Here is a 14,338-nt window from a genome sequence, read left to right on the forward strand (position 1 = left end):
GCCTTGGTCAGCGAGCCGCGACCGCCGATGTCGTTGTTGAAGCTGTCGAGGGCCGAGACCCCGCCCTGCGCCGCATCCATCGTCACCGTCACGGCGTCGTTGAACGCGCCGTACCCGTCCGCCGCCGTGAACAGGTTCAGGCGGGCATAGCCCGACCCGTCGTCAAGGGGCCGGCCGGAGGCGATCTCAGTGGTCGCCAGCACGTCGCGGCGCTGGGCGGCGGTGAGATAGGGAAAGCGGGTGGCGAGCAGGATTTCGGCGCCAACCGGCACCACGGGGGCGAGATCGGTTGGCCCGACCGGCGCGAAGCCGTAGGTCAGCCGGTAGGTGTAGTCGGCCTTGGTCTTGGCCTTGTCGGCGAAGCGGTCCGGCGCACCCGACGCGGCGCAGACCGCAATCGTGGTGCCGCACTGGCTGGTGAACAGGCCGGTGAGGTCGCTGCGTGCGGCATTGAACAGCGCCTGGAAGTCGCTGGTCGTGGTGAGCGAACTCGAAACGGCGTAGTTCAGGTATTGCGGATTGTTATTGAGCAATTGGACGAGATCATAGGTCGCCAGAATACGGCCGGCGATGACGTCCATGGGATAATGGACGGCGAGTACGACGCGACTGTTGCCGTATTCGGAGCCGCGCGCAACGGCCTCCTGAAAGCGCTTTGGGACGAGCTGGGCGAACAGGATCGCTGTGGTCTGCGCGAAGGTGGTGTGGCCGCTCGGGTAGGCGGCATTGGTGCGCACGGTCGGGAGAATGTCCGTCGTATTGTTCGCCGGCACGCCGAAGAAGTTCGGCTGCGTGAAGGACGCCGTCTGGTCCAGGCGGACCTGTCCCGGGCGGGCATTGCCCACCGTGTTGGCTCCAACCGGAGGATCGTAGATCCGGTCATAGGCCCCGAACACGCCACCGGTGGGAAGGTATTGCGGGCCGACATAAGTTGTTAGCGAACCCGAGACTGTTCCGTTGGCAAGATAGTTCTTGGCGAAGGCCGAGTCGCTTCCGGAGACCGCATTCGCCTGACGGATCAGCTGCAGCACGTTCGGCGAGAACGAGGACTGGCTGGTTGGACCGATCGTGGCGGGCCCCGGATCGATCGCGCTGGTCGGGCTCGCGGCCCGGTAGATGGCACCGAGGCGCGAGCCGAAGGCATCAGCCAGCGCGACGCCGTTGGAACTGGTGATGGTGTTGTCGATGATGGCCCGGCGCTGCTGGTCGGGGGTTGCGCCGTTGTTGATCGCCAGCGCGGTGGCAAGATTCGCGTTGAGGTCGGCGATGCCGACATTGGTGTTCGGAAGGACGCTCAGGCCCGAAACCAGGCCCGTGGCCGTGATATTCTGGGCCGACTGGGCCCGTGCGCCGGTCGCGCCGAGCGTAGCGGCGATGATCGCCGCCACGGAGACCCCGGATCGGGAAAGACCGGAAAGGGAAACACCTGAATGACGTCGTATCTCTGCCCCCGTGCAAGACCCTCCCGAACGAATCGGCGGGAGGGCGCCGCCGCAGGCATGGCGGCAAACAGGTATAGCCGCCCGTTCATAATGTAGTCATGTTTTACCAGCGCTAGACACGTGATATGCAAGCAACGTCGGAACGCTTTTATTCAATTAAATTCATAAGGTCTCGAATTTGGACTCGCTGATCCAAACGGAACCATGCCGTACGCGATTCAGGCCGCATCAGCGTCGGCTGCGCTCATCCGGCGCTCGGCCTGCGCCACCAGCTCGACCGCGTCCCGGAGGGTCGCGAGCCCGGCTTCGGGCTGGAGTCCGAAGGTCGAGAGGTGCCGGCGATAGGCGCGCGCGCCCGGGCGGCCGTTGAATAGGCCGAGCATGTGCCGCGTCACCGCATGCAGGCGCGTGCCGTCCTGCAGGAATCCGGCGAGGATGGGCTCGAAGGCCGTGATCGCGGCGAACGGGTCGGCGGCCGGCGCGGCCTCGTCGAACAGGACCGGATCGACGTCGAGGAGGATCGCCGGATCGCTGTAGGCGGCCCGACCGATCATCACGCCGTCCACCTCCGCGAGATGGGACCGCGCGTCGGCGATGGTGGCGATGCCGCCATTGATGGCGATGGGCAGGGCGGGGTGGGCCCGCTTCAGCCGCGCCACCCGCGGATAATCGAGGGGCGGCACGTCGCGATTTTCCTTGGGTGACAGGCCCTGGAGCCAGGCCTTGCGGGCATGCACCACGAGGCCGTCGACGCCGGCCGCGATCACCGCTTCCGCCAGGGCATCGAGGGCCTGCTCGGTGTCCTGGTCGTCGACGCCGATGCGGCACTTCACCGTAACCGGCACCGACACCGCCGCCTTCATGGCGGCGACGCACGCGGCCACCACGGCGGGCTCGCGCATCAGGCAGGCGCCGAAGCGCCCGTCCTGAACCCGGTCGGACGGGCAGCCAACATTGAGGTTGACCTCGTCGTAGCCAAAGCCCTCGGCGATGCGGGCGGCATGCGCGAGGTCGGCCGGGTTCGATCCGCCGAGTTGCACCGCCACCGGATGCTCCATCGCGTCGAAACCGAGCAGCCGGGCGCGCGGGCCATGGATGACCGCCCCGGTGGTGACCATCTCGGTATAGAGGCGCGCCCGCCGCGACAGCGTGCGGTGAAAGGCCCGACAGTAACGGTCGGTCCAGTCCATCATGGGCGCGATGGAAAAGCGGAGGTCGCGGGCGATCATGAGCCGGACATAACCGTCCGCGCCCGGAGCTTCAACGCGGGGCCGGCCCGCTCAGTGGTCGTGCTTGCAGTCCGGCCCGTGCACATGGCCGGGGGCGCCGTGGTCGTGCGCATGGTCATGCCCCGCATGGGAGTGGTCGTGCGCATGGTCATGCCCTGCATGGGAATGGTCGTGCGCATGGTCATGCCCCGTATGGGAATGGCCGTGATCGTGATGGGCATGATCGTGGTGTTCGTGCGCGTGGTGATCATGCGCATGATGATCATGGCCGCACTGGCTGTGGTCGTGGGCGGCGCGCTCGGGCTTGAAGGCGCGGGTCACCGGGGTGGCGGCGCAGCCCTGGCCGCGCACCAGTTCGGCGGCGCTGCGAGGCACGTAGAGCACGTCGGCCGCGATCTCGGTCGGGATATGGCTTCCGCCGAGCTGCCAGGCGAGGCGCAGGAGCCGGGCCGGGTTCTCGGCGCGGACTTCGAGGAGCGGCTCCCCCGCGGCCCGGATGGCGACGAGACGGCCGTCCTCCAGGCGCAGGGCATCGCCGTCCTCGAAGGCTGCCGCCTTGGCCAGCGCGAGGGTGAGGCTCAGGCCACCCTCCGCCGTCAGGCTCTCCGGCGGGGCCTGCCGGGCGACGTGATCGAGCACGATCGTGTCGACGATCGCATCGGCGCGGACGGCGACCTTGCGGACGATGGCGGTGGCGCGCTGCATGATTTCCTCGCGTCGGAAGGGGTGGCCGGCACCACCCCGATGGGTCCTGAAGGCCGCATCACTAGAGGGTTTTTTCACCAAACGGAAAGGCGGGCCGGAACCTTAGCCGTACGGGGTGCATTTCCGAGGTGGAATGCTTAAGCTCGGGCGGCACGAACATCACGGCCGAAGGCCGGGTCACGACGCACAAGGGAGTCTCGGAACCATGAAGAAGCTCATCGCCGCCACCTTCGCGGGCGCCCTCGCCCTCTCGCTCGGCGCCTGCAACACGCCGCAGGATCGCGCCCTCGGCGGCGCCGGCCTCGGCGCCCTCGCGGGTGCCGCCATCGGCGGAGCCGCCACCGGCCGCGCCGGCGGTGCGCTCGCGGGTGCGGCCATCGGCGGCGCCGGCGGCGCCATCGTGGGCGCCTCCACGGCTCCCCGCTGCCCCTACGGCACCTACCGCGACGCCTACGGCGACGTGTACTGCCGCTGAGACCCCAAAACCCGTACGGCCCTCAGGCCTGCGCCGGACCGCGAGGCTCCCTCTCCCCCGAGAGGGAGCCTTTTTCATGCGTCTGTCTCATGCCTCTGTCCGGGCCGCCATCCAGGCCAGCATGCCCTCGGCCGCCGCGCGGCCGGAGGCGAAGGCACCCTGGAGCAGGTATCCGCCCGTGGGCGCCTCCCAATCCAGCATCTCGCCGGCCACGAAGGTGCCGGGCCGCCGCGCCAGCATGAAGCGTGCGTCGAGTTCGCGACCATTCACACCGCCTGCCGTCGAGATCGCCCGGTCGAGCCCGCGCGGAGCCAGGAGGCGGATCGGCACCGCCTTGATCAGCGCCGCCAGCGCCTCGGCGGTGACGGGCAGCGGATGGGCGGCCTCGCGCAGGAGGCCGATGCCCACCGGCGGCAGGGCCGCATCCTTCCGCAGGCGGTTGGCGAGCGACAGCCCGGGCTTCGGATCGCGCAGGGATTTCGCCAGGGTGGCCGCGGCGAGATCGGGGCGCAGATCCAGGTGCATTACGGCGTCGCCCCGTTCCGTCGCCGCCCTGAGGATGCGCGAGAGGGCATAGATCGCCCCGCCCTCGATCCCGTCGGCGCTGATCACGGCCTCGCCGCGAACCGAAGTGCCGTCGATCGCGAGGGCGATGCGCTTGAGAGGCGTCCCGGCGAAGCGCTCGGCGAAGACCGGCGTCCAGGGCACGGTGAAGCCGACATTGGCGGGCTTCAGCGGCGCCACCGCGACGCCCTCGCCTTCGAGGAGCGGCACCCAGGTCCCGTCCGAGCCGAGGCGGGGCCAACTCGCGCCTCCGAGCGCCAGGAGCACCGGGCGGTGGGCGGTCTCGATCCGGCCCTCCGGCGTCTCGAAGACCGGGCCGCCCGAGGCCGCCCAGCCGGTGAACCGGTGGCGGGTTCGAATGCGGACACCCAGGCCCTCGAGGCGTTGCAGCCAGGCGCGCAGCAGGGGCGAAGCCTTGAAGCGCTCCGGAAAGACGCGGCCGCTCGATCCGACGAAGGTCGGCTGGCCGAGGTCGTCGCACCAGCCGCGCAGGGCGTCCGGCGGGAATGACGTGATGGCCCCGGCCAGGGTGCCGCCCTCCGGGTGGTAGCGCGCCAGGAAGGCCGGCAGCGCTTCGGAATGGGTCAGGTTGAGCCCGCCGCGCCCGGCGATGAGGAACTTGCGGCCGACGCTCGGCATGCGGTCGTACAGGGTGACGGCATGCCCGGCATGCGCCAGCACCTCCGCTGCCGCAAGACCGGCCGGGCCGCCGCCGATCACGGCAGGGCCACGGGCCTTCGGATCGCAGGGCTGCGGTTCACACGTGTTCGGGCCGCTCCGTTCAATCTCAGTCATGCGTTCTGGGAAGCCGTCGCGCGGCACGCCTGTCAAGCGTAGCCGGTCTTCTCAAACGCAGCCGGTCTTCGCCCTTGATTCGCCATCGGGCGAGTCCCAACTGCGCCTCATCGGCTGCGGGCCCCTCTGGCGGGATGCTGCATGATGCATTCCGTGATGTCGGAGCCGATGCTTTCTCTCCTCAAGAAGCATCGACGGTCCTGCGTCATGGTTGATTTTCTGTATTACGACTGGCTCGGCAAGCCCGTATGGATGTGGCTTGGGTTCCACGCCCTCGTGGCCGGGCTGCTGGCCTTTGATCTCGGGCTCCTGCACCGCGACAAGAACCACGAAATCGGCGTGAAGGAGAGCCTGCTCCTGACGCTGTTCTACTTCACCCTCGGGATGATCTTCGGCGGGTGGGTCTGGTGGTTTCTCGGTCCGCAGGCCGGGCAGGAATACGTGGCCGGCCTCGTGGTCGAGAAGTCGCTGTCGATGGACAACGTCTTCGTGATCGCCGTCATCCTGACCGCGCTCGGCATCCCGCGCGCCGCCCAGCACCGGGTCCTGGTCTGGGGCATCCTGGCGGCCGTGCTGCTGCGCGGGTTGATGATCGGCCTCGGCGCGGCCCTCGTGCACCAGGCTGCCTGGGTGCTGTCGATCTTCGCCGCCTTCCTGATCTTCGCCGGCCTCAAGATGCTGTTCTCGAAGGACGAGGAGCCGGGCGACATCCGCGAGAACCGGGCCGTCCGGTTCCTGCGGCGGGTCCTGCGGATCACGCCCGAGCTGCACGGGCAACACTTCTTCGTGCGCAAACCCGACCCGAAGACCGGCAAGACAGCCCTCTGGCTGACCCCGCTGGCCCTGGCGCTGATCCTGGTGAACGGCGCCGACGTGATCTTCGCCGTCGACAGCGTGCCGGCGATCTTCGCCATCACCACCGACACCTTCGTGGTCTACACCTCCAACATCTTCGCGATCCTGGGCCTGCGCGCGCTCTACTTCGCGCTTGCCGCGATGGTGGATCGCTTCGCCTATCTCAAGACAGCTTTGGCCTTCATCCTGATCTTCATCGGCGGAAAGATCGTGGTGGCCGATACCTTCGACCTCGTCCACGTGCCGCCGTGGGTCTCGCTCGCGGTGACCATCGTGTTCCTGGTGGCCGGCGTCAGCTACAGCCTCTGGCGCACCCGCGGCACCGTTGCGGAGGATATGCAGGCGCAGGGCGGCGAGGCGGCGCAGCACCGCGCGTGAGCGTCGACCTGTGCCTGGAGTTTCACGCCGGCTCTTCCCTCTCCCCGCAGAGGGGGAGGGTTGCGCATCCGGGTGCGCTACCGCCCCGGTAGGGCCGCGATCAGGTCCCGCAGCGTCGTGATGGTGGAGGCATCCGCCACGCCGTCGACGCGGGCCGGGCGGAAGTGGCGCTGGAACGCCGTCACCACCGCACCCATGCGCGCGTCGAAGGTGGCGCTCACCGGCAGGTCGTAGCCGTAGAGGGCGAACATCGCCTGCAGCGCTTCGATCGGCGGCCCCGCATCCCCCTGCGCGAAGAAGCGTCCGTCGCGGATCGGGGCCGGCGCCACCCAGTGGCCGATGCCGGCGCGGGCCAGGGTCTCCCACGGGAAATGCTCGCCCGGATCTTCCTTGCGCTCGGGCGCGACGTCGGAATGGGCGAGAATCCGGTGCGGGGCGAGGCTCCAGCGCTGGGTGAGATCGCGGCAGAGGGCGATCACCGCCTCGATCTGCGCCGGGGGATAAGCGGGCAGCCCGCCCGCATGGCCTCCGTTGACGATCTCGATGCCGAGCGAGCGCGAATTGATATCCGTGATTCCCCCCCAGGAGCCCTGGCCCGCATGCCAGGCCCGTCGCCCCTCGGGCACCATCTGCACCACGCGGCCGTCCTCCAGCACCACGTAATGGGCCGAGACCTCCGCCACCGGGTTGGCGAGGCGTTGCAGGGCGGCGGCCGCGCTGTCCATGCCGGTGTAGTGCAGGATCAGCAGGTCGACCGGGCCGGCCCGGCGCTCACCATGGTTCGGCGAAGGGTGGACGCTGGTGGCGACGGGGCTCTCGGGGGTGGGTTTCATGGCAGGCCCCGCTCGGCGGTGATCCGGTCATAGGCGGCATTGATGGCCGCGAGCCGGCGCGTGGCGATGGCCACCGCCTCCGGCGGCAGGCCGCGGGCGATGGCGCGGTCCGGGTGGTTCTCCACCACCAGGGCGCGGTGCGCCGCCTTCAGGGCGGCATCGTCGACGTCGTGATCGAGACCCAGCACGAGGTAGGGGTCGTCGGACAGGCGCACATGCCGGGCGGCGATGCGCCGGAACGCGGCCTCGTCGTAGCCGAAGGTCTCCGCCACCGCGCGCAGGTAGCGCTCCTCCGCCTCGTGGATGGCGCCGTCCGCCTTGGCGATGTGAAACAGGCCGTCGAGCACGTCCTCCAGCAGGGCCGGCTCGTCACGAAAGGTGGTGGCCAGCTGGCGGGCATAGGCCTCGAAGCCGTTCGAAGTCCCCTTGGCGAGATCGAACAAGCGCTGCACGCCGGGCCGGGCCCGCTCGTCCACCTGCACCACCTTGGCGAAGGCCTCGACCTCGGCCGGCGTCACCACGCCGTCGGACTTCGCCATCTTGGCGGCGAGCGCCACCAGGCCCGTGGTGAACACCACGTCGCGGGGCGTGGTGCCGAACAGCGCGCCCTCGCGGTCGACCAGGAAGTGCCCGGCGACCCCGCCGACGAGGCCGCCGAGGGGGCCGCCGATGGCGAGGCCGATTCCGGTGCCGCCGAGCTTGCCCCAGATCCCAAGGCTCATCGAATGGCCTCGCGGGGGCTGGGATGGATGCTGGAACGGGCAAGCGGCATGAGGGGGATCGACAAGGGCAGAATCGATATCGGCGCGAAACGAAGCGCGTCCTTACACCGGACGGCTTCGGTTCGGCGATAGGCGAGAGGCGCCTCAGCGTCGGGCGCAGAGGCCGACGAGACCCTGGCTCTCGCTGGGGCAGGCGGCACTCAAGGTTCCGTCAGCGCCCGCCGTCACGATGGCGCTGCCGCCCTTCAGGCAGAGCGCCGAAGCCAGGATCTCGGTGCCCTCGCAGGTGATCGCGCAGCCCGTCGCCGGGCAGGTGTCCTGGCGCACGACCCGGAACGGGGAAGCGGGTGCGGCGGCCGCGAGGGCGGCCTGACCGGCTTCGCCCTTCGGACCCGCCGGGCCGCGCTCGCCAGCCGATCCCTTCTGGCCCGGTTCGCCCTTCGCGCCCGGATCACCCTTCGCGCCCGCCTCTCCCTTAAGGCCGGCCTCGCCCTTGGGTCCCGTCTCGCCCTTGGGTCCCGCCTCACCCTTGGGTCCCGCCTCACCCTTGGGACCGGTCTCGCCCTTCGCACCGGTCTCGCCCTTGGCGCCCGGTTCGCCCTTCGGCCCCTGGGGACCGGGCAGGCCGGCGACGCCCTGCGGTCCGGCGGGGCCGGTCTCGCCCTTGTCGCCCGTGTCACCCTTCTGCCCCGTCTCGCCCTTCGGGCCGGGCTGGCCGGCCGGGCCGCAATTGGCGATCACCGCCTCGCGCTCGTCCTCGCCCGCCTTCAGGGTAGCGATGCAGTTGGTGGGCACGTAGGGCAGGCGGAACACGAACCGGCCCCGGCTGTCGGCGATGATCGAGATGTCTTCGTCGAGCACCACCACGGTGCCCGGCTTGCGCACGCTGCCGGAGATGCGCAGGTCCCCGTTCTCGAAACGGGCATCGTAGACCTGGATCGGCTGCGACACGGCCTGGGGCCGGCGCGTTCTGGCCGCCTCGCTCCTGGGCTGGGCCGCCGTCTGCGCGGCAGCGGGCAGGCCGCCCGCGACGGTGATCAGGCCCGACAGGATCACGAGGGCACGAGCGAGACGCATGGAGTTCTCCCGGCTGATCCGCGTCTTCTGCGCGGCAGGTGAGGAGTGCTGCCCTGCCCTCGCCACAGGGTCAAGCGTGGCGGATCGGCCGGCCCGGAGACCGCCATCCACAGGCATCCACAGCCGTCCACAGGCCAAGTCCCTGAGCACGAGCGAAATTCTGAATCCCCCCGGAAACCGATTGAGTGTGTTCCTGTTTTGTTCTTAGCGTAGCGGGATGGAACGGAGCCGATGAGACAGAGCCCTGAAGACACTCCCGACGCGGAGACCGAGACGTCATCGGCGAATGCGCCAGATTCGGACGCCTCGAGCCCGGATGCTTCGGGTCCGGATGCTTCGGGTCCGGATGTTTTGAGTTCGAGTGTACCCCTGGATCTGGCGCCCCTGGATCTGGCCGCCCTGCGCGCCCTCGTGGCCGATCGCGGGGGTACGTCCGTCCTCCGGGGGGCCTTGCCCCTCGGCATCCACGACGTCGATACACGCCTCGCCCAGGGCGGCCTCGCCCTTGGGCAGTTGCACGAGATCGCCCCGGCGCAGGCGGGCGACGAACCGGCGGCGCTGGGCTTCGCCCTCGCGCTGGTGGCGCGCCACCTCGCCCGGGTGCGCGGCGAGGCCCTGCTGGTGGTGGGCCGGGGGCACCCCCTTCCCTACGGGCATGGGCTGGCCGGGCTCGGCCTCGATCCCGGGCGCCTGCTGCTGTTCGACGTGGCGAGCGACGGCGACGCCTACCGGGCGCTCGAGGAATCCCTGCGCGCGCAGGGGTTGGCGGCGGTGGCGGGCCTCATCGATGCCGCCTTGCCTCTCGCCCAGAGCCGCCGGCTCCATCTCGCGGCGGCCCACACCGACCTGCTGCTCCTCGTGCTGAGGCCACCGGAGGCGGACAGCCCCAACGTGGCGGCGACGCGCTGGCGGGTCGCCGCCGGCAAGGCCCTGCGCGACCGCTTCGGCTGCATCGAGCGGCCGTGCTGGCAGGTGACGCTCGACCGGAGCCGCAACGGACGGACCGGACATTGGCTTCTGGAGTGGGATCATGCCGCGCATCGTTTCGGTCTGGCTGGAGCATTGGCCGATCACGCGGCTGAGGCGGGCCCAGGCGGCATCCTCGGCGAACGACGCGCCCAGCGCTCGGGCTGATGGCGGCCCAAATGAAGGCGGCCCTGGCGAAGGCGGCACCGGCGAAGGCGGCCCGATGGTCGTGGCCGCCATGGAGGCCAACGGCTTGCGCCTGGTGGCGGTGGACGCGGCCGCCCGCGCGCTCGGCCTCGCGCCCGGCGAAACCCTGGCCCGGGCCCGCGCCCGGATCGGGACGCCGGTCGCCGTCCATCCGGCCGATCCGGAGGCCGATGCCGCCGCGCTGCACCGCCTGTGCCTCTGGGCCAAGCGCTACACGCCCGTCGTCGCCCCCTACGGCCCGGCGGAGGGCGGCGACGGGTTCTTCCTCGACATCGCGGGGGCGAGCCACCTGTTCGGCGGCGAAGCCGCGCTGATGGACGACCTCGCCCGGCGTTTGTCGACGCGCGACATCGCGGCCCGCATCGCGCTCGCCGATACGCCGGCCTGCGCCTTCGCCCTGGCGCGCCATGGCGGAGGCGGATTCGTGGCTCCGGGCTGCAACGCGGAGGCCCTGCACGCCCTGCCCGTCTTGGCCCTGCGCCTCGATGCGGCCATGGCGCAGGCGTTGGCCCGCCTCGGCCTGCGCCGGATCGGCGACCTCGCCACGGCGCCCCGGGCACCGCTGGCCCGACGCTTCGGCGAAACCCTGCTGCTGCGCCTCGATCAGGCCCTCGGACACCGCCCCGACCCCCTGGTCACCGCCGAGGACCCCCGGGAATTCCAGGCGGTGCGCGGCTTCCTCGAACCGATCGGGCAGCCGGAGACCATCGTGGCCACCGCCATGGGTCTGATGGAGCGCATCGGGCCCCGGCTGGAGGCGGCCGGCCTCGGTGCCCGGGCCGTGCGCCTGACCCTGACCCGCGTCGATGGAATCCTGCGCACCCTCGATCTCGGCTTGAGCCTGCCGACCCGCTGCCCGAGCCAGATCGGACGCCTGCTCGCCCTGCGCCTCGACCGCCTCGGCCCGGCCCTCGATGCCGGGTTCGGCTTCGAGACCGTCAGTCTCGACGTCACCGCCACGGGCACGATCACGGCACGCCAGGCGACGCTGATGGAGGCCTCCGGCGGGTGTGAAGGCGCCGAGCATCTGGGCGATGCCCTGCGCCAGCGCCTCGGCCGGCGGATGATGCGGCTCGGGTTTCGCCAGACCCATCTGCCCGAGCAGGCCGAGGCCGCGGAGCCGTGGCGCGCCAGCCTCCCCACGCAGGCGGACCGGCCCGATCCGGGAGCCCGCGCGCGCCTGCCGCCGCGCCCGCTGGTGCTGCTCAGCCGGGGCGAGGCGGCCGAGGACGTCATCGCGCTGGCTCCCGACGGGCCGCCGCACCGCTTCCGCTGGCGCCGCCGGGTCCATCGCATCGCCCATGCGGACGGCCCGGAGCGCATCGCCGACGAGTGGTGGCATGCCCCCGGCCCGACGCGCGATTACTACGTGGTGGAGGACGAGGCCGGCCGCCGCCTCTGGGTCTATCGCGAAGAAGTTCCGGCGATACCGGCGCCGGCGCGCTGGTTCGTGCACGGGCTGTTCGCCTGAGATGACAGATGGCGGAGAAGCCCAGTGATGCAATTACAGACTGCATGACGGGCGCGGGCGATCATTCTTCCGACGATCGGAATCGGGAGCCGCTGGAATGACCCTCACCACCTTGGGGCGAATCGGAACCCGCTGCATCGCTTACGCGATGCTGATGGCCGCCTCCGGTCCGCCCTCCGACGCGGCTCCAGCCGATCGCGACCGGGCAGCCTTCATCAAAGCCCGTCGCTGCGCCGTCATCGAGCGGGTGCGCAGTATCCACCGGCTTGGCCCGCGCTCAACCTCTCGGGATCGGTTCCTCGTCGTCAGCGATGCCCGAGTGGACCAGAGCTACGTGCAATGCATGTTCTTCAATGCATGTTCTTCGATGAGGACACGAAGATGTTCTGCGAAGCGTCGTCCGGTGCTTATGGCCCTCGATCAGCGACACTGCGCTTCGAGCTCTCGCACGCTTCGGACGCGGCTCTGCGGCAGTTGGGATTTACCCAAACCGATCAGACGAAAAACCACACCCGGGAGATCACGCTCGGGACACCACCGGACTATGACATCGCAGCCAAGCTCATGCTCGGTGCGCTTTACGATGCCTACGGCGTAGGGATCGAGACCCAGCTCGCGTTCAAGGCACCGATGGCGATCCTTCCTCTTCGAGCCTGCCCCGGACCCGTCAGACGCCCCTGACCGATCCGGGGAGGAAGGGACTACTCCGCCGCGTCGACGTAGAGCTTGCCGCCCTCGGCCTGGAACTCGGCCGACTTCGCCGCCATGCCGGCCTCGCGCTCGGCCTGGCTCATGGCCGTCGCCTCGCCCAGAACCTGGCCGGCCGCCTCCATCGCCAGCACCTCGGCGCGCAGGTCCTGCGTGATCTTCATCGAGCAGAACTTCGGACCGCACATCGAGCAGAAATGCGCGACCTTGTGGGCGTCCTTCGGCAGGGTCTCGTCGTGATAGGCGCGGGCGGTGTCGGGATCGAGGGAGAGGTTGAACTGGTCCTCCCAGCGGAAGTCGAACCGGGCGCGCGAGAGAGCGTCGTCGCGCAGCTGCGCCGCCGGGTGGCCCTTGGCGAGGTCTGCCGCATGGGCCGCGATCTTGTAGGTGATCACGCCTTCCTTGACGTCGTCGCGGTTGGGCAGGCCGAGATGCTCCTTCGGGGTGACGTAGCAGAGCATGGCGCAGCCGAACCAGCCGATCATGGCGGCGCCGATGCCCGACGTGATGTGGTCGTAGCCGGGGGCGATGTCGGTGGTCAGCGGGCCGAGGGTGTAGAACGGCGCCTCGCCGCACTCCACCAGCTGCTTTTCCATGTTCACCTTGATCTTGTGCATCGGCACGTGGCCGGGGCCCTCGATCATGGTCTGGCAGCCCTTGTCCCAGGCGATCTTGGTGAGTTCGCCCAGAGTCTCGAGTTCGGCGAACTGCGCTGCGTCGTTGGCATCCGCGATGGAGCCGGGGCGCAGGCCGTCGCCCAGCGAGAACGAGACGTCGTAGGCCCGCATGATGTCGCAGATCTCGTCGAAGCGCTCGTAGAGGAACGATTCGCGGTGCCCGGCAAGGCACCAACGCGCCATGATCGAGCCGCCGCGGCTGACAATGCCGGTGACCCGGCGCGCGGTGAGGGGCACGTGCGCGAGGCGGACGCCCGCATGGATGGTGAAGTAGTCGATGCCCTGCTCGGCCTGCTCGATGAGGGTGTCCTTGAAGACTTCCCAGTCGAGCTTCAGCGGATCGCCGCCGACCTTCTCCAGAGCCTGGTAGATCGGCACCGTGCCGATCGGAACCGGCGAGTTGCGCACGATCCACGAACGGATGTTGTGGATGTTGCGCCCGGTGGAGAGGTCCATCACCGTGTCGGCGCCCCAGCGGGTCGCCCAGACCAGCTTCTCGACCTCCTCGGCCGCAGACGAGGTCACGGCCGAATTGCCGATGTTGGCGTTGATCTTGACCAGGAAATTGCGGCCGATCGCCATCGGCTCCACCTCGGGGTGGTTGATGTTGGCCGGGATGATGGCGCGGCCGCGAGCCACCTCGTCGCGCACGAATTCGGGCGTGATGAAGGCCGGCAGGGCGGCGCCGAAGCTGTTGCCGTCGCTGAGCGCCGCCTGGGCGCCCTCCAGCATCGTCTCGCGCGCCAGGTTCTCGCGGTGCGCGACGTAGATCATCTCCTCGGTGATGATCCCGGCGCGGGCGAACTCGTACTGCGTCACCATCTGGCCCGGTGCGGCCTTGCGGATCTCGCGGGTGGCCGGACACGGGGCCACGAGCTTGTCCTCGGGCACGAAGCCGTTGTCCTCGGGCTTGACCGCGCGCGGGGTCACGGTGGCGTAGCCACGCCGAGCGATCCAGGGCTCGCGCACCAGCGGCAGGCCGGCGCTGAGGTCGATCCCCGCATCGGTCTCCGTGTAGGGGCCCGACGGGTCGTAGACCCGCACCGGCGCTTCCTTCGGATCGCTCAGGGTGATCTCGCGGAACGGCACCCGGATGTCGTCATGCCCGGCCACCGCCGCATAGACCTTGCGCGAGCCCATGATCGGGCCGGTGGTCACCGCGGGCGCCTGGCCCTGCGGCAGATCTTTCGGGAGAACGGGTGCATTCATCGGGGTCGCTCCTGGCGTGGGAGAC

Annotated in this window: 13 protein-coding genes; 5 read left to right on the forward strand and 8 right to left on the reverse strand. The window is 69.9% G+C overall.

What is annotated here, in order from left to right:
* The 3 genes from J7U37_RS25260 to J7U37_RS02675 form a co-directional block, all read right to left on the reverse strand.
* Positions 1–1,388: phosphatase PAP2 family protein (locus J7U37_RS25260; protein ID WP_247634740.1), on the reverse strand; the 1,388-nt coding region annotated here is incomplete at its 3' end.
* 272 nt (positions 1,389–1,660) lie between these two features.
* Positions 1,661–2,671 (reverse strand): tRNA dihydrouridine(20/20a) synthase DusA, encoded by a 1,011-nt coding sequence (dusA, locus tag J7U37_RS02670; protein WP_282103545.1) that lies wholly within the window; start codon positions 2,669–2,671, stop codon positions 1,661–1,663.
* 51 nt (positions 2,672–2,722) lie between these two features.
* Positions 2,723–3,376, reverse strand: a complete 654-nt coding sequence (locus J7U37_RS02675; RefSeq protein WP_247634741.1) for an urease accessory protein UreE — start codon at positions 3,374–3,376, stop codon at positions 2,723–2,725.
* A 205-nt stretch (positions 3,377–3,581) separates the two neighbouring features.
* Here J7U37_RS02675 and J7U37_RS02680 point away from each other — a divergent pair, with 205 nt between their 5' ends.
* A complete protein-coding gene (locus J7U37_RS02680) occupies positions 3,582–3,851 on the forward strand; it encodes a hypothetical protein (RefSeq protein WP_056182251.1) in 270 nt (89 codons plus the stop codon).
* Between the two features lie 87 nt (positions 3,852–3,938).
* Here J7U37_RS02680 and J7U37_RS02685 read toward each other — a convergent pair whose 3' ends face one another.
* The gene (locus tag J7U37_RS02685) at positions 3,939–5,210 is read right to left on the reverse strand and encodes a TIGR03862 family flavoprotein (protein ID WP_247634742.1); all 1,272 of its coding nucleotides are present in this window, start codon (positions 5,208–5,210) and stop codon (positions 3,939–3,941) included.
* Between the two features lie 207 nt (positions 5,211–5,417).
* On the opposite strand from J7U37_RS02685, the gene J7U37_RS02690 reads away from it, so the two are divergent.
* Entirely contained in the window at positions 5,418–6,443 is a 1,026-nt protein-coding gene (locus J7U37_RS02690; protein WP_247634743.1) for a TerC family protein, read from the forward strand.
* A 77-nt stretch (positions 6,444–6,520) separates the two neighbouring features.
* On the opposite strand, the gene J7U37_RS02695 is transcribed toward J7U37_RS02690, so the two are convergent.
* The 3 genes from J7U37_RS02695 to J7U37_RS02705 all read right to left on the reverse strand — a co-directional run bounded on the left by J7U37_RS02695 (position 6,521) and on the right by J7U37_RS02705 (position 9,075).
* The gene (locus J7U37_RS02695; RefSeq protein ID WP_247634744.1) at positions 6,521–7,276 is read right to left on the reverse strand and encodes an N-acetylmuramoyl-L-alanine amidase; all 756 of its coding nucleotides are present in this window, start codon (positions 7,274–7,276) and stop codon (positions 6,521–6,523) included.
* Positions 7,273–7,998, reverse strand: a complete 726-nt coding sequence (locus tag J7U37_RS02700; protein ID WP_056182243.1) for a TerB family tellurite resistance protein — start codon at positions 7,996–7,998, stop codon at positions 7,273–7,275. The genes J7U37_RS02695 and J7U37_RS02700 overlap by 4 nt, the downstream gene beginning before the upstream one ends.
* 144 nt (positions 7,999–8,142) lie before the next feature.
* A complete protein-coding gene (locus tag J7U37_RS02705) occupies positions 8,143–9,075 on the reverse strand; it encodes a collagen-like protein (RefSeq protein ID WP_056484696.1) in 933 nt (310 codons plus the stop codon).
* 351 nt (positions 9,076–9,426) lie between these two features.
* Between J7U37_RS02705 and J7U37_RS02710 the strand changes: the two genes are divergently transcribed.
* The 3 genes from J7U37_RS02710 to J7U37_RS02720 all read left to right on the forward strand — a co-directional run bounded on the left by J7U37_RS02710 (position 9,427) and on the right by J7U37_RS02720 (position 12,400).
* Positions 9,427–10,209 (forward strand): ImuA protein, encoded by a 783-nt coding sequence (locus tag J7U37_RS02710; RefSeq protein WP_247634745.1) that lies wholly within the window; start codon positions 9,427–9,429, stop codon positions 10,207–10,209.
* 55 nt (positions 10,210–10,264) lie between these two features.
* Positions 10,265–11,719, forward strand: a complete 1,455-nt coding sequence (locus J7U37_RS02715; protein ID WP_247634746.1) for a DNA polymerase Y family protein — start codon at positions 10,265–10,267, stop codon at positions 11,717–11,719.
* Positions 11,720–12,076: 357 nt separating this feature from the next.
* Positions 12,077–12,400 carry a hypothetical protein gene (locus tag J7U37_RS02720; protein ID WP_247634747.1) on the forward strand — a complete coding sequence of 108 codons (324 nt, stop codon included), beginning with the start codon at positions 12,077–12,079 and terminating at the stop codon, positions 12,398–12,400.
* A 20-nt stretch (positions 12,401–12,420) separates the two neighbouring features.
* On the opposite strand, the gene thiC is transcribed toward J7U37_RS02720, so the two are convergent.
* Positions 12,421–14,313, reverse strand: coding sequence for a phosphomethylpyrimidine synthase ThiC (gene thiC / locus J7U37_RS02725; protein ID WP_056484701.1), 1,893 nt, complete (start codon positions 14,311–14,313; stop codon positions 12,421–12,423).
* Between the last annotated feature and the right edge of the window lie 25 nt (positions 14,314–14,338).

Origin of the sequence: Methylobacterium sp. 37f (assembly GCF_023093475.1) — a bacterium.
Lineage (GTDB): Bacteria > Pseudomonadota > Alphaproteobacteria > Rhizobiales > Beijerinckiaceae > Methylobacterium.

Coding starts and splice junctions, on each gene's coding strand:
- J7U37_RS02675 (WP_247634741.1), bottom strand. CDS start 3,376: ATGCAGCGCGCCACCGCCATCGTCCGCAAGGTCGCCGTCCGCGCCGAT.
- J7U37_RS02720 (WP_247634747.1), top strand. CDS start 12,077: ATGTTCTTCGATGAGGACACGAAGATGTTCTGCGAAGCGTCGTCCGGT.
- J7U37_RS02705 (WP_056484696.1), bottom strand. CDS start 9,075: ATGCGTCTCGCTCGTGCCCTCGTGATCCTGTCGGGCCTGATCACCGTC.
- J7U37_RS02695 (WP_247634744.1), bottom strand. CDS start 7,276: ATGAAACCCACCCCCGAGAGCCCCGTCGCCACCAGCGTCCACCCTTCG.
- J7U37_RS02700 (WP_056182243.1), bottom strand. CDS start 7,998: ATGAGCCTTGGGATCTGGGGCAAGCTCGGCGGCACCGGAATCGGCCTC.
- dusA (WP_282103545.1), bottom strand. CDS start 2,671: ATGATCGCCCGCGACCTCCGCTTTTCCATCGCGCCCATGATGGACTGG.
- J7U37_RS02680 (WP_056182251.1), top strand. CDS start 3,582: ATGAAGAAGCTCATCGCCGCCACCTTCGCGGGCGCCCTCGCCCTCTCG.
- J7U37_RS02685 (WP_247634742.1), bottom strand. CDS start 5,210: ATGACTGAGATTGAACGGAGCGGCCCGAACACGTGTGAACCGCAGCCC.
- J7U37_RS02690 (WP_247634743.1), top strand. CDS start 5,418: ATGGTTGATTTTCTGTATTACGACTGGCTCGGCAAGCCCGTATGGATG.
- J7U37_RS02715 (WP_247634746.1), top strand. CDS start 10,265: ATGGTCGTGGCCGCCATGGAGGCCAACGGCTTGCGCCTGGTGGCGGTG.
- thiC (WP_056484701.1), bottom strand. CDS start 14,313: ATGAATGCACCCGTTCTCCCGAAAGATCTGCCGCAGGGCCAGGCGCCC.